The organism is Corynebacterium sp. AOP36-E1-14, assembly GCF_052377495.1.
Taxonomy (GTDB): Bacteria; Actinomycetota; Actinomycetes; order Mycobacteriales; family Mycobacteriaceae; genus Corynebacterium.
Genome location: NZ_JBQSWV010000003.1, coordinates 78,236 through 99,830, shown reverse-complemented (window position 1 = coordinate 99,830; position 21,595 = coordinate 78,236). Strand labels below are relative to the sequence as shown.

21 protein-coding genes and 2 pseudogenes are annotated in these 21,595 nt (G+C 67.9%); 13 read left to right on the top strand and 10 right to left on the bottom strand.

The features are described 5' to 3' along the window. Positions 1-48: 48 nt before the first annotated feature. On the bottom strand, positions 49-1,905 hold the full coding sequence (locus ACT3TD_RS02485; RefSeq protein WP_301442239.1) for a penicillin-binding transpeptidase domain-containing protein: 1,857 nt from the start codon (positions 1,903-1,905) through the stop codon (positions 49-51). Between the two features lie 41 nt (positions 1,906-1,946). Here ACT3TD_RS02485 and ACT3TD_RS02480 point away from each other — a divergent pair, with 41 nt between their 5' ends. The 5 genes from ACT3TD_RS02480 to ACT3TD_RS02460 are packed head-to-tail and all read left to right on the top strand — an operon-like array spanning position 1,947 to position 5,801. Beyond that, positions 1,947-2,765, top strand: a complete 819-nt coding sequence (locus ACT3TD_RS02480) for a thioesterase family protein (RefSeq protein WP_301442238.1) — start codon at positions 1,947-1,949, stop codon at positions 2,763-2,765. 22 nt (positions 2,766-2,787) lie between these two features. Then, positions 2,788-3,582 carry a class I SAM-dependent methyltransferase gene (locus ACT3TD_RS02475; RefSeq protein ID WP_301442237.1) on the top strand — a complete coding sequence of 265 codons (795 nt, stop codon included), beginning with the start codon at positions 2,788-2,790 and terminating at the stop codon, positions 3,580-3,582. 20 nt (positions 3,583-3,602) lie between these two features. Beyond that, positions 3,603-4,169, top strand: a complete 567-nt coding sequence (locus ACT3TD_RS02470; protein WP_301442236.1) for a hypothetical protein — start codon at positions 3,603-3,605, stop codon at positions 4,167-4,169. Between the two features lie 6 nt (positions 4,170-4,175). Beyond that, on the top strand, positions 4,176-4,772 hold the full coding sequence (locus tag ACT3TD_RS02465; protein ID WP_441579181.1) for a hypothetical protein: 597 nt from the start codon (positions 4,176-4,178) through the stop codon (positions 4,770-4,772). A 60-nt stretch (positions 4,773-4,832) separates the two neighbouring features. After that, complete coding sequence (locus ACT3TD_RS02460; RefSeq protein WP_301442893.1) at positions 4,833-5,801, top strand: isopenicillin N synthase family dioxygenase; 969 nt, start codon at positions 4,833-4,835, stop codon at positions 5,799-5,801. A 21-nt stretch (positions 5,802-5,822) separates the two neighbouring features. Here ACT3TD_RS02460 and ACT3TD_RS02455 read toward each other — a convergent pair whose 3' ends face one another. Beyond that, entirely contained in the window at positions 5,823-6,134 is a 312-nt protein-coding gene (locus tag ACT3TD_RS02455; RefSeq protein WP_441579182.1) for a thiamine-binding protein, read from the bottom strand. Between the two features lie 4 nt (positions 6,135-6,138). Beyond that, positions 6,139-7,269 (bottom strand): aminotransferase class V-fold PLP-dependent enzyme, encoded by a 1,131-nt coding sequence (locus tag ACT3TD_RS02450; RefSeq protein WP_301442891.1) that lies wholly within the window; start codon positions 7,267-7,269, stop codon positions 6,139-6,141. 67 nt (positions 7,270-7,336) lie between these two features. Here ACT3TD_RS02450 and ACT3TD_RS02445 point away from each other — a divergent pair, with 67 nt between their 5' ends. Together ACT3TD_RS02445 and ACT3TD_RS02440 are read left to right on the top strand one after the other, a co-directional pair. Next, entirely contained in the window at positions 7,337-7,684 is a 348-nt protein-coding gene (locus ACT3TD_RS02445; RefSeq protein ID WP_301442890.1) for a DUF952 domain-containing protein, read from the top strand. 110 nt (positions 7,685-7,794) lie between these two features. Continuing rightward, positions 7,795-9,081, top strand: a complete 1,287-nt coding sequence (locus ACT3TD_RS02440) for a glycosyltransferase 87 family protein (protein WP_301442889.1) — start codon at positions 7,795-7,797, stop codon at positions 9,079-9,081. A gap of 7 nt (positions 9,082-9,088) precedes the next feature. Here the strand turns inward: ACT3TD_RS02440 and ACT3TD_RS02435 are convergent, their stop codons facing one another. From ACT3TD_RS02435 to ACT3TD_RS02425, 3 genes are read right to left on the bottom strand one after another with little or no spacing between them, the layout of a single operon-like run. Continuing rightward, entirely contained in the window at positions 9,089-9,853 is a 765-nt protein-coding gene (locus tag ACT3TD_RS02435) for a gamma-glutamyl-gamma-aminobutyrate hydrolase family protein (RefSeq protein ID WP_301442888.1), read from the bottom strand. After that, positions 9,850-10,539, bottom strand: coding sequence for a helix-turn-helix domain-containing protein (locus tag ACT3TD_RS02430; protein WP_301442887.1), 690 nt, complete (start codon positions 10,537-10,539; stop codon positions 9,850-9,852). The genes ACT3TD_RS02435 and ACT3TD_RS02430 overlap by 4 nt, the downstream gene beginning before the upstream one ends. Before the next feature lie 17 nt (positions 10,540-10,556). Then, positions 10,557-11,768, bottom strand: a complete 1,212-nt coding sequence (locus tag ACT3TD_RS02425) for an NAD(P)/FAD-dependent oxidoreductase (protein ID WP_441579834.1) — start codon at positions 11,766-11,768, stop codon at positions 10,557-10,559. A gap of 148 nt (positions 11,769-11,916) precedes the next feature. Here ACT3TD_RS02425 and ACT3TD_RS02420 point away from each other — a divergent pair, with 148 nt between their 5' ends. The 3 genes and pseudogenes from ACT3TD_RS02420 to ACT3TD_RS02410 all read left to right on the top strand — a co-directional run bounded on the left by ACT3TD_RS02420 (position 11,917) and on the right by ACT3TD_RS02410 (position 14,430). Next, complete coding sequence (locus tag ACT3TD_RS02420) at positions 11,917-12,063, top strand: hypothetical protein (protein ID WP_301442885.1); 147 nt, start codon at positions 11,917-11,919, stop codon at positions 12,061-12,063. Between the two features lie 12 nt (positions 12,064-12,075). Further along, positions 12,076-13,182 (top strand): annotated as a pseudogene (locus ACT3TD_RS02415) (allantoate amidohydrolase); the annotation flags it as partial. Positions 13,183-13,275: 93 nt separating this feature from the next. Further along, the gene (locus tag ACT3TD_RS02410) at positions 13,276-14,430 is read left to right on the top strand and encodes a tyramine oxidase subunit B (RefSeq protein ID WP_444614828.1); all 1,155 of its coding nucleotides are present in this window, start codon (positions 13,276-13,278) and stop codon (positions 14,428-14,430) included. A gap of 10 nt (positions 14,431-14,440) precedes the next feature. On the opposite strand, the gene ACT3TD_RS02405 is transcribed toward ACT3TD_RS02410, so the two are convergent. Continuing rightward, the gene (locus ACT3TD_RS02405) at positions 14,441-15,709 is read right to left on the bottom strand and encodes an ammonium transporter (protein WP_301442883.1); all 1,269 of its coding nucleotides are present in this window, start codon (positions 15,707-15,709) and stop codon (positions 14,441-14,443) included. Between the two features lie 230 nt (positions 15,710-15,939). Here ACT3TD_RS02405 and ACT3TD_RS02400 point away from each other — a divergent pair. The 3 genes and pseudogenes from ACT3TD_RS02400 to ACT3TD_RS02390 all read left to right on the top strand — a co-directional run bounded on the left by ACT3TD_RS02400 (position 15,940) and on the right by ACT3TD_RS02390 (position 18,554). Then, positions 15,940-17,050 (top strand): annotated as a pseudogene (locus tag ACT3TD_RS02400) (ISL3 family transposase). Positions 17,051-17,161: 111 nt separating this feature from the next. Further along, entirely contained in the window at positions 17,162-17,569 is a 408-nt protein-coding gene (locus ACT3TD_RS02395; protein WP_441579185.1) for a hypothetical protein, read from the top strand. Between the two features lie 346 nt (positions 17,570-17,915). Next, on the top strand, positions 17,916-18,554 hold the full coding sequence (locus ACT3TD_RS02390) for a hypothetical protein (RefSeq protein ID WP_441579186.1): 639 nt from the start codon (positions 17,916-17,918) through the stop codon (positions 18,552-18,554). 774 nt (positions 18,555-19,328) lie between these two features. On the opposite strand, the gene mgtE is transcribed toward ACT3TD_RS02390, so the two are convergent. Genes mgtE through ACT3TD_RS02375 form a run of 3 tightly spaced genes read right to left on the bottom strand, consistent with a single transcriptional unit; the run spans position 19,329 to position 21,591 of the window. After that, positions 19,329-20,663, bottom strand: coding sequence for a magnesium transporter (gene mgtE / locus ACT3TD_RS02385; RefSeq protein WP_301444011.1), 1,335 nt, complete (start codon positions 20,661-20,663; stop codon positions 19,329-19,331). A gap of 22 nt (positions 20,664-20,685) precedes the next feature. After that, the gene (locus ACT3TD_RS02380; RefSeq protein ID WP_301444012.1) at positions 20,686-20,871 is read right to left on the bottom strand and encodes a hypothetical protein; all 186 of its coding nucleotides are present in this window, start codon (positions 20,869-20,871) and stop codon (positions 20,686-20,688) included. Between the two features lie 33 nt (positions 20,872-20,904). Continuing rightward, positions 20,905-21,591 carry a YceI family protein gene (locus tag ACT3TD_RS02375; protein ID WP_301444013.1) on the bottom strand — a complete coding sequence of 229 codons (687 nt, stop codon included), beginning with the start codon at positions 21,589-21,591 and terminating at the stop codon, positions 20,905-20,907. Positions 21,592-21,595 lie beyond the last annotated feature (4 nt).

Here is a 21,595-nt window from a genome sequence, read left to right as displayed (position 1 = left end):
AGTTGTACAGGTTCTTACCGGACTCAATCGTCCGGCTCGGCGGCCATGTTAACTGCCCGAGGCCCCGGTGACGTCAGCGAGGGCGTCGTCGCGCAGGAAGTCGCCGGCCATCTCCACGGCGGGGCCGGAGGAGTCCGCGCCCTCGATGAACACGCAGAAGGCGATGTCGCCGACGGTGCCCACGAACCAGCCGTGGGCGTCACCCTCGCCGACCTCGGCGGTGCCGGTCTTGCCGCCGAGACCGTCGATGTCACTCAGCGACGACGCCGTTCCCGAGGTCACCGCCTCGCGCATCATCGAACGCAGGGAGTCGACGACCCCGGAGTCCAGCGGCTCCGGCTCGGCGCCCGTCTCCCCGTCCTCCCCGTCGGCGGTCGTCGCGGTGGTCTCCTCACCCTGGATCACCGAGGGGGTCACCATCGACCCGCCGTTGGCGACCGAGGCCTCCATCAGCGCCAGCCCGAACGGCGAGGACAGCACCTCACCCTGCCCGATCGCGGCCTCCACGCGTGCCGCACCGGGCTCGGTGACCGGCACGGACCCGGTCATGCTGGTCATGCCCGGGGCGTCGAAGTCCACGCCGAGGCCGAGCTGCATCGCCGTGTCCTTCATGTCGGAGGGCTCCAGGTCACGCGAGATCAACGCCTGGGTGGTGTTGCAGGACTCGGCGAAGGCGGTGTGCATGGGCACCGTGCCCAGGTCGAAGTCCTGGTCGTTGGGGATGACCCGGCCGTCGACCTCGACCTCGGCGGGGCACTCCACCTCGTCGTCGGGGCCTACGGTGCCCCGGCCCAGCGCGGCGGCGGTGGTCACCGTCTTGAACGTCGACCCGGGCGGGAACTGCCCGGTCATCGCCGGGGTGCCCTGCCCGTCGGCGGCGCTGTTCTGCGCGGAGGCCAGCAGCCCGCCGGTCGACGGGTCGATCGCCACGATCGAGGCGGCCCGGTCCTCACCGTCCATGGCGCGTTGTGCGGCGGCCTGGATGCCCATGTCCATCGTGGTGCGCACCGGCTCGGACTCCGCGGGCGCTTCCTGGCCCAGCACCTCGCCCTCGAGCCCCTGCTCCTCGTCGGCGGTGGTGGTCAGCGTCCAACCGGCGGTGTCGTCGAGACGCTGCTCCCAGTAGGCGCGCAGGTCTCCGTCGACCGGGGAGGACGTCCCGGAGGACGACAGCAGCCGGCCCTCCTCCCGGGACTCGACCCCGGGGACCGCGCCGAGGGCGTCGGCGACGTCCCCGGCGTCCTCCGGACGCAGCGAGAACAGCGTGGTCGCCTCCTCGCCGGCCTCGGTGATCTGCGTGGCGACGGAGTCGGTGTCCAGGTCGTCGATCGCCGGACGCGCCGCGTCGGCAATGGCGGACGCCTGCTCCTGCGGCTCCATCTCCTCGGTGGCCGCGGCAGTGAACACGGTCACCGTGGTCCACGACATCTGCGCGTCATTGCGCGCGTCGAGGACGGGCAGGTCGAAGGCGCGGTCGTCGGAGTAGGACACGGAGGTCTGCGGTGTCAGCGCGGAGTCGAGGATCTTCGGGTCCCACACCACCGGGTCGTTGCCGCCGTCGGTGGTGCCCAGCGAACCCTGCGAGGTGACCTCGTCGCCGGAGGGCACGGTCCACGTCGCGGTGGTCGCGCTGTCGTCGAGTTCGAGGTGGAGTGTCGTCTCGCCGATGTTTCCCTCGAGTTCGGTGAGGTACTGCTCCGCGGCCTCGGGGTCGTCGGTGTGCTCGGCGGCGCCGGCCCAGTCGCCGGCGTTGACCAGGTCGACGAACTCGTCGGTCGGCGAGTCGCTCCACGGCACCGAACACCCGGCCAGGACCAGGGCGCTGGCGGTGAGGCTCGCACCCAGGCTGGCCCTGACGGTGCGGATCGCCGTGACGGACGTGGGACGGTGGGCAGGCTTCGTCATAGCGCCAATGGTAGAGGCAGCCGCCGGGTATCGTGAACCGCGTGAGTGAATACGCAGACGTCAGCGCCGTCACCCGGACCGGCGAGAACCAGTGGAGCGCCGACATCGACGCGGGGTGGACGATCCTCGGCAACCCGAACGGCGGGTACCTGCAGACCGTCATGGCCCGCGTCGCCGTCGCGGTGGCGTCCGGGCGGGACGCCCACCCGCACGTCGTCGCGGCGTCCTCCCATTTCCTGCGCTCTCCGCGCCCCGGTGCGGTGGAGCTGACCGCCGAGCTGCTGCGCGCCGGACGCACGACCACGCAGGTGCGCGTGCGGATGAGCCAGCAGGGCGAGATCACCGGGGAGTCGCTGTTCACCCTCGGGGCGTTGGGGGACGCCGCGGTCGACTGGGCCACCGACGACCTCCCCGACCCGGGCGCGGGATTCGACGACTGCACGCGGTACGTCCCGCCGCGCGAGCAGTTCCCGGTGGAGATCCTCCACCACGCCGGGCTGTACCTGCACCCGGGGCAGAGCGCGTTCACCGAGGTCATCGCCGACTCCGCACCCCGTGGTCTCGGCGAGGTGCGGGCCTGGGTGGAGTTGCCGGACGGGGAGGACTTCACCCCGGAGTCGCTGCTGCTGGCCGCGGACATCCTGCCGCCGGCGACGTTCGACGTGCGCCCGGGCGGCTGGGTGCCGACCATCGAACTGTCCACCTACGTGCGGGCGACGCCGGTGCCCGGCCCGGTGAACGTGCTGCTCAAGGCGAACCTGGTCCAGGGGGACCGGGTCGACGAGTCCGCCACGGTGTGGGACGCCGACGGCAATCTCGTGGCCCAGTCCCACCAGTTCGCCGGCATCCGGTTCAGTTAAGAATGAGAAGGAGGCTTGCGCGATGAAGTACACCCACGGACATGGACCGGCCGTGCTGGCCAACCACCTGACCCGCACCGCGCAGGATTCGTTGGCGTTCGTCCTGCCGCACCTGCACCGTGACTCCCGCGTGCTGGACGTGGGCTGCGGTCCCGGATCGATCACCCTCGACGTTGCCGCCATTGTCGCCGGACTCGGCGGGTCGGCGTCGCAGGTCACCGGTGTGGAGAACACCGACGAGCCCCTGCGCGCGGCCCGTGGGCTGGCCGAGGAGCGCGGCATCGGCGCGCAGTTCGCGCTCGGCGACGCCCATGCGTTGCCCGTCGCCGACGGTTCCTTCGACGTGGTCATCGCCCACCAGGTACTGCAACATGTGGCCGATCCGGTCGCCGTGCTGCGCGAACTCGTGCGCGTCGCCGCCCCGGGCGGGGTCGTCGCGGTGCGCGACGCCGACTACGCCGGCATGTTCTTCCACCCGCAGCCCGAGGGGCTGGTCGGGTGGCAGCGCGACTACCGTCGCCGAGCCCGTGCCAACGGCGGGGAGCCGGACGCCGGACGCCTGCTGCCCGCCTGGGCCCGGCAGGCCGGCCTCGGCCCCGGGCAGCTGGGTTTCACCACCTCGACGTGGACCTACACCCACGGCGCGGGGGCGTCGTGGCTGGCGGACAGCTGGATCCGCCGGACCCAGGCGGCTGAGTCTGCTGAGGCAGCACAGGTGCAGGACGCCGCGGGGATCTGCGCCGGCTGGCGTTCCTGGGCGGCGGACGAGGCGGCGGTCTTCGTGATGCCGCACGGGGAGTTGTTGATCCGGGTGTGACCTGATGGAAGACTGGGCGCATGAGTAACCAGCAGCCCTACCGTCCTGACCAGAACCGTGGCTACGGTCAGCAGAACCAGCCGACGCGGCAGTACTCGCCCCAGCAGCCGCAGCAGGGGCAGGGCTACCAGCAGCAGTACCAGCCCCAGCAGCCTCCCCGGCAGCAGCCGGAGAACCTGTTGGCCGGACGCTTCGACACGAAGAAGGTCGTCATCAACCTGGTGATCCTCGGCGTGCTGTGCGCGGTGATCTCCTTCGCGATCCTGCTGGTCGTCGACCTCATCGTCTCGGCGATCACCGGGTGGGCGGCCCAGGGCCCCGGCGCGGCGGTGGTCTACGGGCTGATCGCCGGCATCGTCGGCGTCCTCGCCGGACTGCTGTACATCCCGGTGGTGGGCACGGGCAACGAGAACCTCTTCGGTGCGGCGATCCTGGCCCTGGCCATCGCCGCCGGGGTGGTCTACGTGCTGCTCGGCGGCCTGCTGGACGGCGACTGGAACACGCTCCTCACCCTCGGCGCGATCCTGTGCACGGCGGGTACCGCCTACGTCGCACCGGCGCGTATCGAGTCGGCACGTGTGAGGTGACCGGACATGGCCCCGTCAGCGTCCCAGGATGACCTCCGGGCGGAGATTCGTCGTGTGGAGCGCGGGGCGGGGGTCGGGTGGCGCCGCATCGTGACGGTGTTCGAGGACGCCGGGGGCGCGCGGTTGTCCCACGCCGAGCTGGCTGCCGCGGTGCACCCGTTGATGGTGGGGCAGGGGCTGGACAACCCGGGGTGGTGGGGCCAGGGAGCCACCGTCGCCTACGAGAAGCAGATCGGACGACGGGCCACGGGCCAGTCGAGCGGGGGAGATTTCCAGGTCGCGGCGTCGCGCACGCTGGAGGTGGCGGCCGTGGTCACCGACGGTGACGCGGGTGTGTGCGTTGTTCGCGACGTGGTCGGCGCGCTGGTGTCGGGGGAGGGGACGTCGCTGCGTCCGGTCGGGGAACCGCGGGTCTCCGACACACCGAAACGGTCCTACTGGCGTAGCGCCCTCGACGACGGGACGTCCTTCGAGGTCGCTGTCGCGCCGAAGGACGCCGCGGCGCGGCGTGTCGTGGTCACGCTCACGGTGACGGGGATGGCGTCCGCGGGGCAGCGCGAGGACGTCCGCAGCGTCCTGAAGGAGGTCCTTGCCTCTGTGTGAGGTGGGTGTACGATACCCACACACAGTTGGCTGAAGAGAGGCAAACCTTTGACGGGCACGATGCTGGATATCCCCTTGTTCGACGTCGCGGACTGGCGTGATGCACCCGCGGACCGGCGTAGGGCCCTGGCGGACCGCCTCGACCGGGCGATGAAGGACTCCGGGTTCTTCATGGTCTCCGGCCACGGCATCGACCCGTCACTGTCGTCGGAACTACGCGCGGCCGCCGCAGAGTTCTTCGCCCTGCCGGACGATCTCAAGGAGCGCTACCGCACGGTGGTCGGTGGACGCGGTTGGATCCGCACGGGCGACGAGGCGAACGCCTACTACGGCGACGTCCCCGACGTCGACAAGGCCGACCTCAAGGAGACGCTGACCTTCGGCCGTGAGCACGCCACGGGGGACGCCGACATCGACGAGACGTACTTCCGCGCCAACGTGTACCCGCAGGAGGTCCCGGCGCTCGAAGCGCTGGTGTCGCGCTGGGCCGAGGCGGCGCGTGCGCTGTACCGCGACCTGCTGGAGATGCTCGCCACCGCCCTCGGGCTCGACGAGGGCTACTTCGTCGAGCGGGCGGGGGATTCGCCGCACACCTTCAACATCAACCGTTACCCGGCGTTGTCGGTGGTGGGGCGGGCGAAGGAGGGGCAGTACCGTATCGCCCCGCACACCGACTGGGGGCTGGTCACCATCCTGGACCGTCAGCCCGGCTACGGCGGACTGCAGGTGCAGGGTGCCGACGGCAGGTGGCAGGACGCCCCGTTCGTGGAGGGGGCGTTGACGATCAACATCGCCGACCTGCTGGCCCGGTGGACGGGGGACCGGTGGCGCTCGACCCGGCACAGGGTGCTCGCACCGAGCGAGGACGCGCCCTCGGAGGAGCTGTACAGCATCATCGCCTTCATGGAGCCGGACATGACGCAGGTCGTCGAGCCCCTCGCGCCTCCCGTCGGTGGTGGGGCGGTCTACGCGCCGGTGCGTGCGGCGGACTACTTCACCGAGCGCAACGCCGCCGCGTCGGTGAGCTGAGCGGGGTCTGCCGGGTAGCAGTCACTGACCGTCCCCGTCGATGGCGGCGTTGAGACGCTCGACCTTTCCGGTGATCTCGCCGTCGTGCCCGGGCCGCAGGTCGGCCTTGAGCACCAGCGACACCCGCGGCGAGTACTCGCCCACGGCCTCGCAGGCGCGCTTGACGACGGGCATCACCTCGTCCCATTCACCCTCGATCGTGGTGAACATCGACGTGGTCTCGTGGGGCAGCCCGGACTCCCGGACGACCTCCACGGCCTTGGCCACGATGTGGGCCATCGAACCGTCTGGTTCCGGGGTGGTCGAGGGGGCGATGGAGAATGCGAAGAGCATGGCCCTACATCCCCAGCTTGTCCAGGGCGGTGCGCAGTCGGTCGACCGCGCCGTCCACGTCGGCGAGCTTGTCCAGGCCGAACAGGCCCAGGCGGAAGGTGGAGAAGCTCTCCGGCTCACCGCACTGCAGCGGGACACCGCCGGCGACCTGCACGCCGGCCTCCTTGAACTTCGCGCCGGACTTCACGGCAGGGTCGTCGGTGTAGGCGACGACCACGCTGGGGGCGGCGAACTCGCCGGTGGCGATGGCCTGGATCCCGTGCTCCTCGAGCAGCGCGCGGACCTTGGTGCCCAGTTCGATCTGCGCGGCGCGCAGGTTCTCCAGGCCACGTTCGCGGGCCTCGACCATCAGCGCGGCGTTGTGCGCGAGACCGTCGGTCGGCAGGGTGGCGTGGTACGGGGTGCGACCCTCGCCGTACTCGTCGGTGATGAACAGCCACTTCTTCAGGTCCACGGCGAAGCTGGAGGACGTCGAGGCGTTCACGGCCTTGCGCGCGGCGGGGCTGAGCATCACGTAGCCGGCGCAGGGAGTTCCGCTCCAGCCCTTCTGCGGGGCGCTGACCAGCACGTCCACCCCGGTGTCGGTCATCGAGACCCAGGACGCTCCGGAGGCGACGCAGTCGAGGACGACCAGGGCGCCGACCTCGTGGGCGGCGTCGGCCATGGCGGTGAGGTAGGCGTCGGTGAGCTGGATGCCGGCGGCGGTCTCGACGTGCGGTGCGATGACGATCTCGGGACGCTCACGGCGGATCGCGGCGGTGACCTCGTCGATCGGGGCGGGCACCCAGGTGGACGTCGGCTCGTAGCCGGTCTGACGTGCCTTGAGCACGGTGACGTCGTCGGTGATGCGTCCGGCGTCGATGATCTGCGACCAGCGGAAGGAGAACAGCCCGTTGCGGACGATGAGGGTGCGCTTGTCGGTGACGAGCTGGCGGGCGACCGCCTCCATCGCGTAGCTGCCGCCCCCGGGGACCACGGCGACGGTGTCGGCGTCGTAGGCGCTGATCAGAACGTCGCGGATGTCCTGCATGACTGTGGTGAACCGTGCCGACATGTGGTTGAGGGATCGGTCGGTGAAGACGACGGAGTACTCGAGGAGGCCGTCGGGATCGATATCATCGTGTGGGAGCTTCATGGTCATATTCTCCCACATCGTGAACTCAGTTTCAGCAGGAGGGGCCGGACTGCGGCACAGTGGTGGCATGACGATCTTCCACATTGCACGGGTCCCTGACTGGACCGCCGCCCTGGAGACAGGGGAGTACCGGGTGTCCACGGTGGGGCTGTCCGTGGACAGCGTCGGCTTCGTCCACGCTTCGACTCGGGAGCAGGTCGGGCCGACCGCCCGCAGGTTCTACCGCGACGAGGACGCCGCCCTGTGCGTCCTGGTCATCGACGACGACCGCGTCCGCGCGGCCGGCACAGAGGTCCTCGAAGAGGACGCCGGTGACGGGCAGAACTACCCGCACATCTACGGTCCGGTGCGTCCTGACTGGGTGACCGAGGTGCGTCCGGCGTCTTTCGGGCAGGACGGCCGCTTCATCTGGTGACAGGGCCTGGCCAGCAACCTGTCAGTCGTCACGGACGGGCAGGCCAGGGCGGTTCCCTAGCCTGATGGACCGTCCCTCGTCACCGACCTGATGGAGTGATCCGCCCCACCATGACGATCTCCGCACCGCACGACACCGCCGTCAAGACTCGCGGGAGTCAGCCACGTGACCAGCCCCGTGACCAGCCGCAGAGCAGGGCTGGACGCATCGCCGCGGTGAGTGCGCTCGTCATCGGGGTCGGGTTGCTGGTCTGGCAGTGCGCATGGGTGCTGGGATATGCGCGCGACAGCTACCTGCTGGATCTGGGCGTGTTCCGGGACACCGGGCAGGCGATCGTCGACGGTGGGGGACTCTACGGCGACGACCTGGACTCCCGCACCGGCTTCCCCTTCATCTACCCGCCGCTCGCGGCCGCCCTGTTCGTCCCGCTGACCTGGTTCAACGACCAGACCATGGAGATGCTCTGGACGCTGGCCTCGGTGGTGGCGTCCTGGGCGGTGCTGGCGATGGCTGCCCACCGGCTGCGACTGCGGTGGGCGCCGCTGGTGGCGCTGCCGATGCTCGGTCTCGCTCTGTGCATGGAGCCGCTGCGGGCGAACATGGAGTTCGGCCAGATCAACGTCTTCCTCGTGCTGCTGGTCACGGCCGACGTCCTCGGGTTCACGCCCCGTCGGCTGCGTGGTGTCGGGGTGGGTCTGGCGGCCGGCATCAAGATCACCCCGGCGGCGTTCGCCCTGGTGTTCCTGGTGACACGTCGGTGGGGTGACCTGGCGCGCTCCGCCGGGACGTTCCTCGTGACCGCCGCACTCGGCTGGCTGATGCGCCCCGGCGAGGCGGTGTTCTTCTGGACCAGTGAGTTCTTCGACGACGAACGCGCCGGCCCGCCGTCCTTCGAAGCCAACCAGGCGGCGACCGGTCTGCTCACCCGGGCGGGGATGGACGGCGACCTGGCGCAGACGGTGATGCTGCCCGTCCTGCTCGTGGTCGCGGTGGCCGCGGGCTGGGCCTCCCGGCGCCTGCTGCGCGCTGGACGTCCGGTGACCACGCTGCTGCTGCTCGTCCTGGCGGTGAGCGTGGCGGCACCGTACGCGGTGACGCACCACTGGTCGGGCGTGATCGTGGCCGTGGCACTGCTTGCCTCCCAGCTCCTGGGTGGTGCACGCGACTGGCCGACGACCACGGCGGCGGCGCTGCTGGTGGTGGCGAACGTGTTTCTGCACTACAGGATCGCCGACTGGGGGTGGGTACAGGACGCGGTGGGGCAACCGTGGATCCTGGCCAACGCCCAGGGCGTGGCCGGTATCGTGGCGCTGCTGCTCCTGCTCCTCGCGGCCTGGCGTGCGGTGCCGGAGGAGAGCGTGGCGCAGGCGACCGAGTTGGAGGACGCCGTGCGCTGAGCGGGACTCACCCGATGTGGACACCAACCGGACGCACCGGACGCACTGCCGCCTGCCGCTGCATCCGCAGCAGCAGGTCGGTCAGGTTTCCGGACGCTGCGGCCGGATGTTCCGGGTGCCACTGCACCCCGGTCACCGGGGCGGTCTCGTGGACCACCGCCTCGACCGTGCCGTCGGAGGCCCGGGCGACGACCCGCAGCCCCGGTGCCAGCCGGTCCACCGCCTGGTGGTGGATGCAGACGGCAGGGCCGTCGGGGACGATCCCCGCCGGGCCGCCGGCGAGGCGCGTGAACACTCCGGGGTCCGGGCCGTCCTCGCGTCGGTGGTTGGCACCGTGCGCGCCTGCACAGGTGGGCAGGCTGCTGGACATGTCCTGCACCAACGTGCCGCCGAGCGCGACGTTGACCAGCTGCATACCGCGGCAGATGCCCAACACCGGCACTCCCTCGGCCACCGCCCGGGTCACGACCCGGATGTGGGTTTGGTCGGCGGTGGTGAGGTGACGTCCGGCACCGGCGCAGGACGCCCCGGCACCGTAGAGCGCCGGGTCCACGTCCTCCCCACCTGCCAGGACTATCATGTCGGCACTCTCAGCACTCTCAGCACTCTCGGCGCTGTCGGTACTGTCACCTGCGATGAACTCCACCCGCCACCCCAGGTTCCGCACGGCCGCGGCGATGCGGTCGTTCAGCAGGTCGAGCAGCGACTGAAAGGCGGGGTCGTGGGGACGGTGGTCGCTCGGGTGGTGGACGGCCACGGTGGGTGGGGTCACGTGCGTTCCTCCGGGTAGGCGGTCACGGCCAGGAACCTGATGGGCAGTTCGGTCAGCTCGACGGGACCGTGGACTCCCTCACCGTCCAGGAGCAGGGCGTCTCCGGGGCGCATCCGGTAGTCGGTGTCCTGGTGGCGGTAGGTCATGTCGCCGTCGAGCATGTAGATCAGTTCGGTGCCCGGGTGCTGGAAACGAGGGTGCGTCTCCGAACGGTCGTGCAGGGTCACGAGCACCGGCTCAAGGTGCGGCCCCGAGGAGGTGTCACCGTGGCCGCGGAAGGATCCGAGCAGTTCGTAGACGTGGTTGTGACGGGTTCCGCGACCGCTGATGCGGGTGCCGGTGCCGGCGGGGGTGTGGGCGGCGGGGCGTTCGACCTGTGCGTCACGGAACAGGGTCGGCACCGGGACGTCGAGTGCCTCGGCGAGGTGCGCCACCGAGGTCAGTGAACAGGAGGTCTGGGCGTTCTCGATCTTCGACAGCATCGCGCGCGACAGTCCCGAACGTTCGGCCAGGCCGGTCAGCGACATACCGCGCGAGGTGCGCAGCGCGCGCACGCGACGTCCCAGGCTGACCTCGATCGCCCGGTCGTCGGCGCGGGATTTCGCGGCGGACGCCGGGTCGATCTCATGGTCCTGTGCGGTGTCCTGTGCGGTGTCCTGTGCTGTGTCCTGTTCAGGGTTCGGCATGGGGTCAGATCCTATCCTCACCGCATCTCGCCGGCACCTACGTAGGGGTGCAGGCTGCGGGTCAGGTCATTCTCGGCGAAGCGCCCCAGTCGGAAGTCGGACGCCGGGACGTCCGCGTCCGACGATGCTCCGTCCAGCAGCAGGTCGGCGACGGCCGGGGCGATCTTGTAGCCGTGTCCGGCGAAGCCGACGGCGAGGAACAGTCCGTCGACCCCGGACGGCCCGATGATCGGGTTGTAGTCGGGGGTCGTGTCGTAGCAGCCGGCGTAGGACGAGCTGAGCGCCGGGTTCGGCATGTCGGGCAGACGGTGCATGAGCTTGCCGATGGTCCACTCGACGAAGTCGTCGTCGGCCCTGTTGCGGTAGTTGTCCGGGTCCGCCCAGTGGGGATCGCGGTGGTCGGAATTGCCGCAGAGGATTTCGCCGTTGGGTTCACCGCACAGGTACTGCAGGCTGACCAGGTCGGAAAGTACGGGGACGCGTCCCAGGTCGGCGCCGGGGGAGACGAGCATCAACTGGGCGCGTTGGGCGTGCACCGGCAGGTCGAGGCCCACGGTGGAGCCCAGCTGCCGGGCCCAGGCGCCGGTGGCGAGGATGACCTGACCGGCACCGACGGTGGAGCCGTCGGCGAGGGCCACACCGGTGACCCTGTCGTCCGCGCCGCAGGTGAAGCCGGTGACGTTCACGCCGCTGCGTACCGTCGCGCCCTGCCGGCGGGCGGCGACGGAGAAGGCCATGCCGAGCATCGGGGCGTCGCCGCGTCCACCGAGCGGTCCGTAGGCGATGGCGTCGAAGTCGTCGACACGCAGGCCGGGCCACAGTTCGCGGGCGTCGTCACCGGTGATGAAGGAGACGTCGATGCCGAGACCCTGCTGCATGGCGACATTGGCCTTCAGCGCGTCGGAGTTCTCGGCGCCGACGCCGACCATGTACCCGCAGTTGCGGAAGCCGCAGTCGTCGCCGAGGATCTCCTCGGCCCGGTGGAGGAATTTTGTTCCGTTCCACCCCATCTTCGCCACCGACGGGGTGCCGTAATGCGAACGAACCACGCCGGAGGACTTGCCGGTCATGCCGCCGCAGAGTTGCCCGCGTTCGAGCACGAGCACGCTCTTCTCCCCGCGGGAGGTCAGCCCCCAGGCGATGGCGAGGCCTTCGAGACCGCCGCCGACGATGACGTAGTCGTAGTTCGCGGTGTTTTCCGTGCTCTTCGTGCTGGTCGTGGTGCCCATCTTCGGATGCTCCCTGTTGTGGTGGCCGGGTGGCTGGGTTATCGTGGGGGTGATTCTTCTTGTGAATCAAACGATACTGACATGAAACACTACACATGTGACGGGGACGTGACGAGTGCGTTGCGACCCTGAGGAGAGGACCACCGGCATGAACGGGATCAACGAACTCCGGGACCCCGACGCCGCCCTCGGGCGCTTCCACCGGATGTGGGCGCAGCTCGCCGAGATCGGCGTCACCGAATCCGGTGTACGACGTTTCTCCTGGACCGCAGAGGACCGGGCGCTGCGGGCGTGATTCACCGCGCAGGCCCGGGAGCGCGGCATGCACGTGGCCACCGACGCCAACGGCAACCTGCGTGCCTGGTGGGGCGAGCCGCGCGAGGGCTCCGTGGTCACCGGCTCGCACCTGGATTCCGTGCCGGACGGGGGACTGTGGGACGGCCCCCTCGGCGTGGTCCTCGGCTTCCTCGCCGTCGATGAACTGCAGGCCGCGGAACAGGCGGGCTCCTTCGCCGCACCGCGGTCCCTGGCGGTCGTGGACTACATGGACGAGGAGGGTGCACGCTTCGGCGTCGCCTGCCTGGGGTCCAAGCTGATGAGCGGGGCGATCGACCCCGCCACCGCCCGCGCACTCGTCGACGCCGACGGGGTGAGCCTCGCCGAGGCGATGACCGCCGCGGGCGCCGACCCGCAGGACGTGGGGGAGGACCCGCAGGAGCTCGCGCGCATCGGTGCACAGGTCGAGGTGCACGTTGAACAGGGGAGGAACCTCGCCGGACGTCTCGACGCGGCCGTGGGCGTGGCCTCGGCGATCTGGCCGCACGGGCGGTGGGAGTTCGTCTTCGACGGCGTCGCCGACCATGCGGGGACCGCGCGTCTGGAGGACAGGAAGGACGCCGCGTTGCCGTTCGCCGAGACGGTGCTGGCGGCGCGCGCGGCCGCCGGAGCGCTGGACGCCCGGGCCACCTTCGGGCGCTTCCACGTCGAACCTGCCGGCCCGAACGTGGTTCCCGCCCGGGTCGTCGCCTTGCTCGACGCGCGCGCCGCCGACGACGGCACCCTGGCGTCCCTCGTCGACCGGGTGGCGCAGGCCGCCCGGCAGGCGTCCGGGGACCATGGCGTGACCTGCACGGTGACGCGGGTGTCCTACGCGCCCGTCGTGGAATTCGACGCCGACCTGCGCGACGTGCACGCCAAGCTCGCCGCCGACGCGGGGGAGTACCTGCCGGAACTTCCCACCCAGGCAGGTCACGACTCCGGGATCCTGGCCACACGCGTACCGACCTCGATGTTGTTCGTCCGCTCACCGCACGGGATCTCGCACTCCCCGCGGGAGGACGCCGCGGACGCCGACGTCCTGGCAGGACTGCGCGCCCTGGTCAGGTCCCTGGCGTTCCTGATGCGGCAACCTTAATGCGCCCGAAATCAGGGCGAGACCGACGGGAAAATCCCCCGCCATAAAATTTACTTCTGTTCAACACTGGTAACCACCAAGGAGAGTGCCGACATGGCCGAGCAGCCCGACACCACCACACCCGACACGAGCATCAACTTCCGCTACCTCAGCGAACCCGCCATGATCGAGGCAGGGGTCCGCGACATCGCCCGCTGCGTGGACGTGATGGAGGAGACCCTCATCCTCCTGAACAGGGGCGACTACATGATGGCCGGACTCAACCACAACTCCCACGGGGCGATGATCTCGTTCCCGGAGAAGCCCGAGTTCGACGGCATGCCGGCCGACGGTCCCGACCGTCGGTTCATGGCGATGCCCGCCTACCTGGGAGGACGCTTCAACAACACCGGCGTGAAGTGGTACGGGTCCAATGCGGAGAACCGCAAGGAGGGACTGCCGCGCTCGATCCACGTCTTCGTGCTCAATGACACGGTGACCGGCGCGCCGAAGGCGATCATGAGCGCGAACATCCTCTCCGCGGTCCGCACCGGTGCGGTGCCGGGGGTGGGCGTGAAGTACCTCTCCAACCCGGACTCGACGACCCTGGCTGTCGTCGGCCCAGGCGTGATGGCGCGCACCAACACCGACGCGATCCTCGCGCTGCGCCCGGGCATCACGACGATCAAGGTGAAGGGCCGCAGCCAGCGTGGTGTGGACTCCTTCCGCGACTACATCCAGGGGGAGTACCCCCGGGTCGAGGTCGTGGGCTGTGACTCGATCGAGGAGGCGGTGACCGACGCCGACATCGTGATGGCCTCGACCACCACCGACTTCGCCGGCCCGTCGGCCTTCCCGTACTTCAAGGAGGAGTGGCTGAAGCCGGGCTGTCTCGTCGCGGCCCCGGCCGCCGCCCGGTTCGACGACGACTTCCTCGCCGGCGACGCCCGCCTCGTCCTCGACGCCTACGGTCTCTACGAGGCGTGGGAGGAGGAGTACGGCGACCAGGCCTTCGTGCTGCTCGGCATCCCGGGGACGAAGTGGTACGACCTGGTGCGTGAGGGAAGTCTCGACAAGTCGAAGATCGAGGTCATCGCCGACGTCGCCGAGGGCAAGGCCCCGGGCTGGGACCCGGAGACCGTCACCGTGTACTCCGTGGGCGGCATGCCCGTCGAGGACGTGGCCTGGGCCACCGACCTCTACGCCACCGCCGAGGAGAAGAACCTCGGCACGGTACTGAACCTGTGGGAGAAGCCGGAACTGGCCTGAACATGCCAGCTCAGCTGATGGTGCGGTCGGCGGTGCCGGCCGGCTCCATCGTCCTGTCGTAGGCCTGTTCGTCGTGGATCGCTGCGTCGATCCCGCGGCCCTCGTCCTCCTCGGTGATGCGGATGGGGTGGATCTTGTCCATCACCCAGGCGATCGCGTAGGTCATCAGGAAGGAGAACGAGACGGTCACCACGATCGCCACGATCTCCCGCCAGACCAGGTCGGGGGAGCCGCCGAAGAAGATCCCGGCACGTCCTGCCGGAGCGGCGGCCGCGCCGAAGAACACGACGAACATGGCACCCGCCATCCCGCCGACGCCGTGGACGGCGAAGACGTCCGCCGAGTCGTCGACGCCGTAGCGTCGTGCCAGCTTGATCGCGCCGAAAGCGGCTGCGGAGGCGGCCATGCCCACGAACACCGCTCCGACGGGGTGGACGGCGTCCGCCACCGGGGTGATGCCGACGAGACCGGCGATCATGCCGGTCCCCAGGCCCATCAGCGTGTAGTGGCCGTTGACGACCCGCTGCATGATGATGAAGCCCAGCATTCCTCCCGCCAGGGAGAGCAGGGAGGTGAGGATCACGTACTGGGCGAGGAAGTTCGCTCCGCCGGCTGTGCCGCCGTTGAAGCCCATCCAGCCCATGGCGATCATGCCCGCGCCGATGAGCATCAGCGGGAGGTTGTGGGGCCGGTGGTCCTTGGTGGCGCGTCGTCCGAGGAAGACGGCCAGGGCGAGGCCCGCTGCGCCGGCGTTCATGTGCACGGCGGTGCCACCGGCGAAGTCGTGCAGGCCGAGGACGTTGATCATCCATCCGCCGGTGGTGCCGGCCTCCTCGTCGTCGGCGGCGAAGACCCAGTGGGCCATGGGGGCGTAGACGAGCAGAACCCAGACGGCGGCGAAGATCATCCAGGCATCGAACTTCATACGGCCGGCGGCGCCGGAGGAGACCAGGGCGACACTGATGGCGGCGAAGAGGGTGAAGAACGCCGTGTTCAGGGTGGTGCCGTTTCCGTCGTCGGTCATGAGGTCGTTGAAGAAGGCGAACTCGAGGGGGTCGCCGATCAGTCGTAGGCCGGCGACGCTGTCGCCGACGACGAGCCCGTGACCGACGATGATGTAGACCACCGTGGTGACCGCCAGCGAGGACATCACCATCATCATCATGTTCAGGACGCTGCGGCCGTTGAGCATCCCTCCGTACAGCATCGCCAGTCCCGGGAACATGAGCAGCACCAGGGAGAATGCGGCGAGGATCCACGCTACGTCTGCAGCAGGCATGAGCACTCCTTCTCGTTGATCGGTGTCCGTTATGTAGGACAAATGTGAATCTACGAGAGGGGAGTTTCCTCGCGGTCCCGACGGGATTTCCCGAGGGTTAACGGGCTCTTCGCGATACGGAGTGCATGGCTGACGGTGGGGCCGATGCGGTGTGGCACAACATATAGAGGTCCTGGCCGGTACAAGATGAGAGTTACCACACCTTCATCTGACCGAACCAGGACCCTACAATGCACACTACTGGCAACCTCGTAGCTGACACCATCTGCCGCACCGCTGAAATCGGATTGACCATCACTGGCGCCGCGGACGTCGCCCCGGTGACCGTCGACGATCAGTGTCCTGGCTGCAAACATGCAGGTGTGCTGCGAGATCACGTCACCCGGCAGCTGGTGGACCTGCCGGTCGTCGGCTTCCCGACGCGACTTCACGTCCGTGTCCCGCGGTTCACCTGCCCCAACGATGCCTGCAGCCGGAAGATCTTCCAGGCTTCACTGGGTTGTGCGGACGATGGGTCGAAAACTGACCCACCGGGTGACTCGCTGGATCCTGCAACGCCTCGCGATCGACCGCATGAGTGTCTCAGCCACTGCGAAAGCCTTGGGCGTCGGGTGGCAGCTGGTCAACAAGATCGCGGTTCAGGCGGTCCGCAACCTCGTCTACGACTCCGGCGATCACCTGGCTGAGGTGCGGATACTCAGTGTCGATGGGCATGTGTGGAAACACGCCCGCCGGCCGGGCGAGCCCTCCTCGATGGTCACGGTGCTGGTGGATCTGACCCCGCTGGTCGATGGGCGCGGGCCGGCGCGGTTGATCGATATGCGACCCGGGCGAAAGTGCGGAGGTGCTACGAAGCTGGTTGCAGCAACGCAGCGAAGCATTCCGCGAATCGGTTCAGGTGGTGACGATGGACGGCTTCGCCGGCTACGCCACCGCCGTGGACCACGCCCTGCCCGCGGCGACGAAGGTGATGGACCCATTCCATGTGGTGCACCTGGCCGCCGAGAAGCTCACCGCGTGTCGGCAGCGTCTGCAACGTGAGACCAGGACGTCATCGCCGCGTTCGGGGCCCCGGACAAGTCACGGGGCAAGAAGTTGATGGCCGGGTTGATCGACACGCTGCGCAGGGCGCTGCCGAAGGGCTTGGAGGAGTTGGCGCAGTTCGGGCGCATGTTGTGGCGGCGTCGGGCCGATATTTTGGCGTATTTCGACGTCGGAGCCGTCAACGGGAGATTGGACCACCTGCGCGGTATTGCGCTGGGGTTCCGAAATCTGGACCACTACATCTTGAGGTCGCTGATCCATTCCGGGCAGCTCCGCGACCGGATCAACGCACTGTGAATCGCGAAGAGCCGGTTAACGCTGGACACCTGGGCGAGCGGGCTGTACGGTCATGTACATAGTTCCATTGACTAACTTTGTGATTCACTGCATCTTCGAGGGGTGTCGACCGTGAGGGGAATCAAGGCCCGTCCGATGATCCTGGCGGTCGTTGCCGGTGTGGCGATCTCGACGGCGGCGTGCGGTGGGCAGGACGATGCCGAGGGGGAGGAGAGTACGAACCTCCCGCAGGACATCGTGGTCTATCGTCCGAGAATGCTGGACAACGATCTCACACAGGACGATGTGCCGCTGTGGCCCGGGCCGGATCCGGATGACTTCCTGGCGCCGCATTCTCCGTCGGGCGAGAGTGGCGAGCTCTCCGGTGATGATGCCGAGGTCGTGTACCGGGCGGCGTTGGACAATCCCGGGTCATTGCTCGAGGAGGGGCGGGATCCGAGCGATGCGACGTCGGCTGTCTGGTGGGTCGATGGCGGTGCCCAGTGGCTGGTCGTCGAAACCCGTCCTGAACTGATTTGACACTTTTCACAGCGATCCTGACGTATACGGGCTGAGGCAACATACCCACCCCGTTCTGATGTCATTTCTCACTCTCAGTAATTCTGATATTTTCCAGAGTTGCGGTGCTGCACTCCGCGTATCGGAGCTTGTGCAGTGAGTTTGAGGATTCGGCCATGGCGTAGTCGAAGGAGTCGCGCATGGGGCCCATGGCATTGCCGAATCCGTTGCAGTCTGATAGCTTCACTATGCGGTGTTTTTCGCCGTTATGCGATAAATGAAAAGAGGAGCCGTGATGGGCCTGAAATGCGGCGTGTGGGATGTTAATTGTGTTGCTACGTCATAATTCCGATGGAAGGATCTGAATATGAGTACTAAGCTGGCGCAGGTGGTGGTTCGAGCGAGCTCTGACGAGCCCTTCGTCGTTCCGGAATCATTCGATCCGCTGCTCGACTTCACTAATATCGAAAGATTTATCGGTTTTGCAAATACAGGTGACGATGAGACGGGGATGACCGTCTCGTCTGCAGCGTTGTGGGAGACGCATGACTATTGGTGCTGGAGTGATGAAAATGGACATCATTCTTCGTTTCAGTTCTCGGTGAGAATGGTGAACGGCAGGATACCTCTGCGTTATCTATTTGCCGTATGGTCGATTGTAATATCTCCGCAGTTACGGGGCGATATTGCTCGAATCGAGATGGACTGCCTCGGCGTAGGAGAGGTTAAAAAGTCAGTCAGCTCCCCGGCGTATCTCGAAAAATCATGCGGTCCGCCGGCAGCGCAATCTGAAGATCGTTCCTCTTGCGGTGTTCCGCTGGAAGTTAACGGGCATAACTCTCCGCCGATCAGGTTCGCTGCCGAGAATTCCGACGGCGATCACATCGAGAGTTCTGTCGTTGAGTTCACGCCACTCCGCGTTGCTGAGGTCTTCGAAATGCTTGTCCCGGACTTGTCGGGTTCTTACGCGAGAGAGTTCTCCATACGGGCGCGTAGGAAGCGGTAGGGAAGTTCTCAAAGGCTCGCAGGTCCATGTAGAGCTCACGTTCTTCGTCGGATGGTGTTGTCGAGTGTGTCGAGGCTGGATGGCAACGAGATGCATCAGTATTCGTCCGGTGGCTCCCGCAGTTCGGTGGGCCGGAACAGTCCGTCAGCATGCGGCCAGGCCTGGAGTGGCCCGGAGCGGCACGGAAGCTAGCGGCAGCTGTAGGGGCTGGGCGCTCGACGAGTGAACTGGCATTGGGAACAAGTTGATTGGCAAGTCGTCGTGGGTCCCGGCCGCGTTCCGATGCCTGCTAGAGAGCAGCGTCGGCGGTCATGAGGGGAGCTCTAATCCGACGAAGTGTCATAATGTATATTATCGGCGAACAAGGACGGGGTGGTGGGAGGGGCGGGAGACGTCGCTGTGTTGGCTGCGTCCGGACGTCTGCATCGCGTGCGTTCTACTTCCGCCTGTCCTGCTTCCGTGTGGCCTGCGTTCGGCGCGGCCGGCGCCTCGTCGTCTCGTTTGACGTCGGGTCGGCGTCGTCGCTGGCGTCGAGTTTCGCCTCGCGCACCCGCAGCGTCCGGTGCGCCGTTCCAGTGTCCTGTGCGACGTCCGACGTCCTTTCCGGCATCCTGGACGCCGACGCGGACGCCGACGGCGACACGGCGATGCCGCCGCAGCGTCCTAGCGGGGCTCGGAATCCGATGAAGTGCCTCCGGTCCCCTCGTTCACGAGTGCCCCCTAATTACGTCACTGTGACGTTATTAGGGGGCACTCTGCCCTGGTGATCCAGGGTCACAACATGCTCGACAGGACCACCTGGGCGATGCTGAAGTAGATCACCAGGCCGGTGGCGTCCACCAGCGTCGAGACCACCGGCGTGGAGAACACCGCCGGGTCCACGCCGATCTTGCGGGCGATCAGCGGCAGCACACCGCCGACGATGCACGCCCACGTGCAGATCGCCACGATCGTCAGGCCCATCACCGCGCCGATACGCCACTCGTAGAACAACGTGATGAACGGGAAGATCAAGGCGCCGAGGAACACGCCGAGCATGAAGCCCACGCGGGTCTCACGCCAGATGACCTTCCAGATGTCCTTTGGGCGCACCTCGTCGACCGCCAGGGCGCGGACCACCGAGGACGCCGCCTGCGAACCGGCGTTGCCGCCGGTACCGGTGACCATCGGCACGAACGTCGCCAGGACCACGACCTTGGCCAGCGTGTCCTCGAAATGCGACATCACGTTGACCGTCAGCACGGCCGTGAGGATCAGCACCAGCAGCCAGACGCCACGCTTGCGCGCCAGGTCGAAGACCGTCGCCGAGAGGTACGGCTGCTTGAGGGGCTCGGAACCGCCGGCACGGTAGACGTCCTCGGTGACCTCCTGCTCGAGGATCTCCATGGCGTCGTCCACCGTGATCACGCCGAGGAAACGTCCTTCACCGTCCACGACGGGCAGGGCCAGCAGGTCGGCCTCCTGCACGAGACGTGCGGCGACCTCCTGGTCCTCGGTGGCGTTGACGGCGTGGGTCTCCACGTTCATCAGCTCGGAGACCGGCGTCCCGTCCGCCGCGGACACCAACGCCGCGAGGTTGACCACGCCGACCAGGTGCCGTGTCGAGTCCGTGACGGCCAGCACGGCGATGTCCCGGTTACGCAGCTGGCGGCCCCGGAGCTTCTTGAGCGCCTGCTCCCTGGTGTTGTCGACGTCGATGACCGTGGGAACCGGGGTCATCACACGGCCGGCGGACTCGTCCGGGTAGCCGAGCAGCTGGGCGGTGACCTTGCGACGGTCGGCGGGAAGGTCGGCCATCATCCGGGTGGCGACGGCCGCCGGCATCTCCCCGAAGAGTTGCGCACGGTCGTCGTCGGGCAGGCTGAGCAGCAGGTCGGCGAACCGCGCCTCGCGCAGGCCGGACAACAGGTCGGCCTGGTGGACGACGTCCAGGTACTCGAAGACCTGGATCGCGCGGTCCTTGTCCAACAGACGGAAGATGACCGCCTGTTCGTCGGTGTCGCGACGCGACATCTCGTCGGCGATCGCGACCGTCGTCATGTCCTTGAGTTGCGCCTGCAGGGCGGCGACGTCCTGCCGCTCCAGAAGGTCGGTGATCTCGTGTCCCATGGGGCCTCCTGAAGTGTCGTGTCTAGCTGCGGTATCGCTCGTCTCGGTAGAGCTTCAGTAACTGCCATATGGTCATGGCGAGGAAGAACAGGCACACAACGGCGAAGATGTAGGCCACCGTGCCGCCGGTGTAGAGCATGAAGGCGGCCGCCGCGACCAGGGCCACGAGCCGGATCCACCGGGTGAAGACCATGACGTCTCTGTCCATGGTGCCGTCCTCTCCGTCCGTCAGTTCTGTCTGTTAGTTCTTCAGTCCGAAGACCAGGAGGAGGTCCACGGTCCCCTCTTCGGCGATCTGCGAGGCGACGAACTCCGGGGAGACGATGCCGAAGTCCTCGCGGTTCACCGGCACCTGGCCTTCAACGATGACGTTCTCGCCGGAGCGCAGCACCTTCAGATCCGCGGACACCTCGTTGGTCTCACCGTGCATGGTGAGGTCGCCGCGGACGGTCACCGTGTCGACACTACCGTCCTCCGGCAGCGAGGACAGGTCGACGGGGCTGGTGATGCTGAACGTCGCCTCGGGGTAGTCGTCGGTGTGCAGGATGTTGTCGCGCACGTGGATGTCGCGCTTCTCGATGTCGGACGCGATGCTGGCGACGTCGACGGTGACCCGTCCCTCCTGCAGGACGCCGTCGTCGACGACGAGGGAGCCGTCCACCGAGGACGTCCGCCCGGAGGTCGACTTCTCCTGGCCGGGAAGCACCTCGTCAAAGGTGTACCCCGCCTCCGAGGAGTTCGCGCCGACGCCCGGGACGACGTCCCAGTGGCCGTCGATGCCCACGGTCGGAGGTTCGCCGCTTCCGTCGGCGATCGACGCCGTCTGCAGACCCTCACTGGTGATGAGTTTGTAGACAGGGGGGCCGACGATGGCGATGGCGAGGGCGACGACTGCGACGACGACCAGCGTGACGATACCTTTCCGCATGACT

What these genes read in the sequence shown, in the direction of transcription:
- ACT3TD_RS02440 (WP_301442889.1), top strand. Translation starts at nt 7,795, where the DNA reads ATGACGATCTCCGCACCGCACGACACCGCCGTCAAGACTCGCGGGAGT.
- mgtE (WP_301444011.1), bottom strand. Translation starts at nt 20,663, where the DNA reads ATGGGACACGAGATCACCGACCTTCTGGAGCGGCAGGACGTCGCCGCC.
- ACT3TD_RS02460 (WP_301442893.1), top strand. Translation starts at nt 4,833, where the DNA reads ATGCTGGATATCCCCTTGTTCGACGTCGCGGACTGGCGTGATGCACCC.
- ACT3TD_RS02410 (WP_444614828.1), top strand. Translation starts at nt 13,276, where the DNA reads ATGGCCGAGCAGCCCGACACCACCACACCCGACACGAGCATCAACTTC.
- ACT3TD_RS02465 (WP_441579181.1), top strand. Translation starts at nt 4,176, where the DNA reads ATGGCCCCGTCAGCGTCCCAGGATGACCTCCGGGCGGAGATTCGTCGT.
- ACT3TD_RS02445 (WP_301442890.1), top strand. Translation starts at nt 7,337, where the DNA reads ATGACGATCTTCCACATTGCACGGGTCCCTGACTGGACCGCCGCCCTG.
- ACT3TD_RS02390 (WP_441579186.1), top strand. Translation starts at nt 17,916, where the DNA reads ATGAGTACTAAGCTGGCGCAGGTGGTGGTTCGAGCGAGCTCTGACGAG.
- ACT3TD_RS02405 (WP_301442883.1), bottom strand. Translation starts at nt 15,709, where the DNA reads ATGCCTGCTGCAGACGTAGCGTGGATCCTCGCCGCATTCTCCCTGGTG.
- ACT3TD_RS02420 (WP_301442885.1), top strand. Translation starts at nt 11,917, where the DNA reads ATGAACGGGATCAACGAACTCCGGGACCCCGACGCCGCCCTCGGGCGC.
- ACT3TD_RS02380 (WP_301444012.1), bottom strand. Translation starts at nt 20,871, where the DNA reads ATGGACAGAGACGTCATGGTCTTCACCCGGTGGATCCGGCTCGTGGCC.
- ACT3TD_RS02485 (WP_301442239.1), bottom strand. Translation starts at nt 1,905, where the DNA reads ATGACGAAGCCTGCCCACCGTCCCACGTCCGTCACGGCGATCCGCACC.
- ACT3TD_RS02470 (WP_301442236.1), top strand. Translation starts at nt 3,603, where the DNA reads ATGAGTAACCAGCAGCCCTACCGTCCTGACCAGAACCGTGGCTACGGT.
- ACT3TD_RS02475 (WP_301442237.1), top strand. Translation starts at nt 2,788, where the DNA reads ATGAAGTACACCCACGGACATGGACCGGCCGTGCTGGCCAACCACCTG.
- ACT3TD_RS02455 (WP_441579182.1), bottom strand. Translation starts at nt 6,134, where the DNA reads ATGCTCTTCGCATTCTCCATCGCCCCCTCGACCACCCCGGAACCAGAC.
- ACT3TD_RS02375 (WP_301444013.1), bottom strand. Translation starts at nt 21,591, where the DNA reads ATGCGGAAAGGTATCGTCACGCTGGTCGTCGTCGCAGTCGTCGCCCTC.
- ACT3TD_RS02425 (WP_441579834.1), bottom strand. Translation starts at nt 11,768, where the DNA reads ATGGGCACCACGACCAGCACGAAGAGCACGGAAAACACCGCGAACTAC.
- ACT3TD_RS02450 (WP_301442891.1), bottom strand. Translation starts at nt 7,269, where the DNA reads ATGAAGCTCCCACACGATGATATCGATCCCGACGGCCTCCTCGAGTAC.
- ACT3TD_RS02430 (WP_301442887.1), bottom strand. Translation starts at nt 10,539, where the DNA reads ATGCCGAACCCTGAACAGGACACAGCACAGGACACCGCACAGGACACC.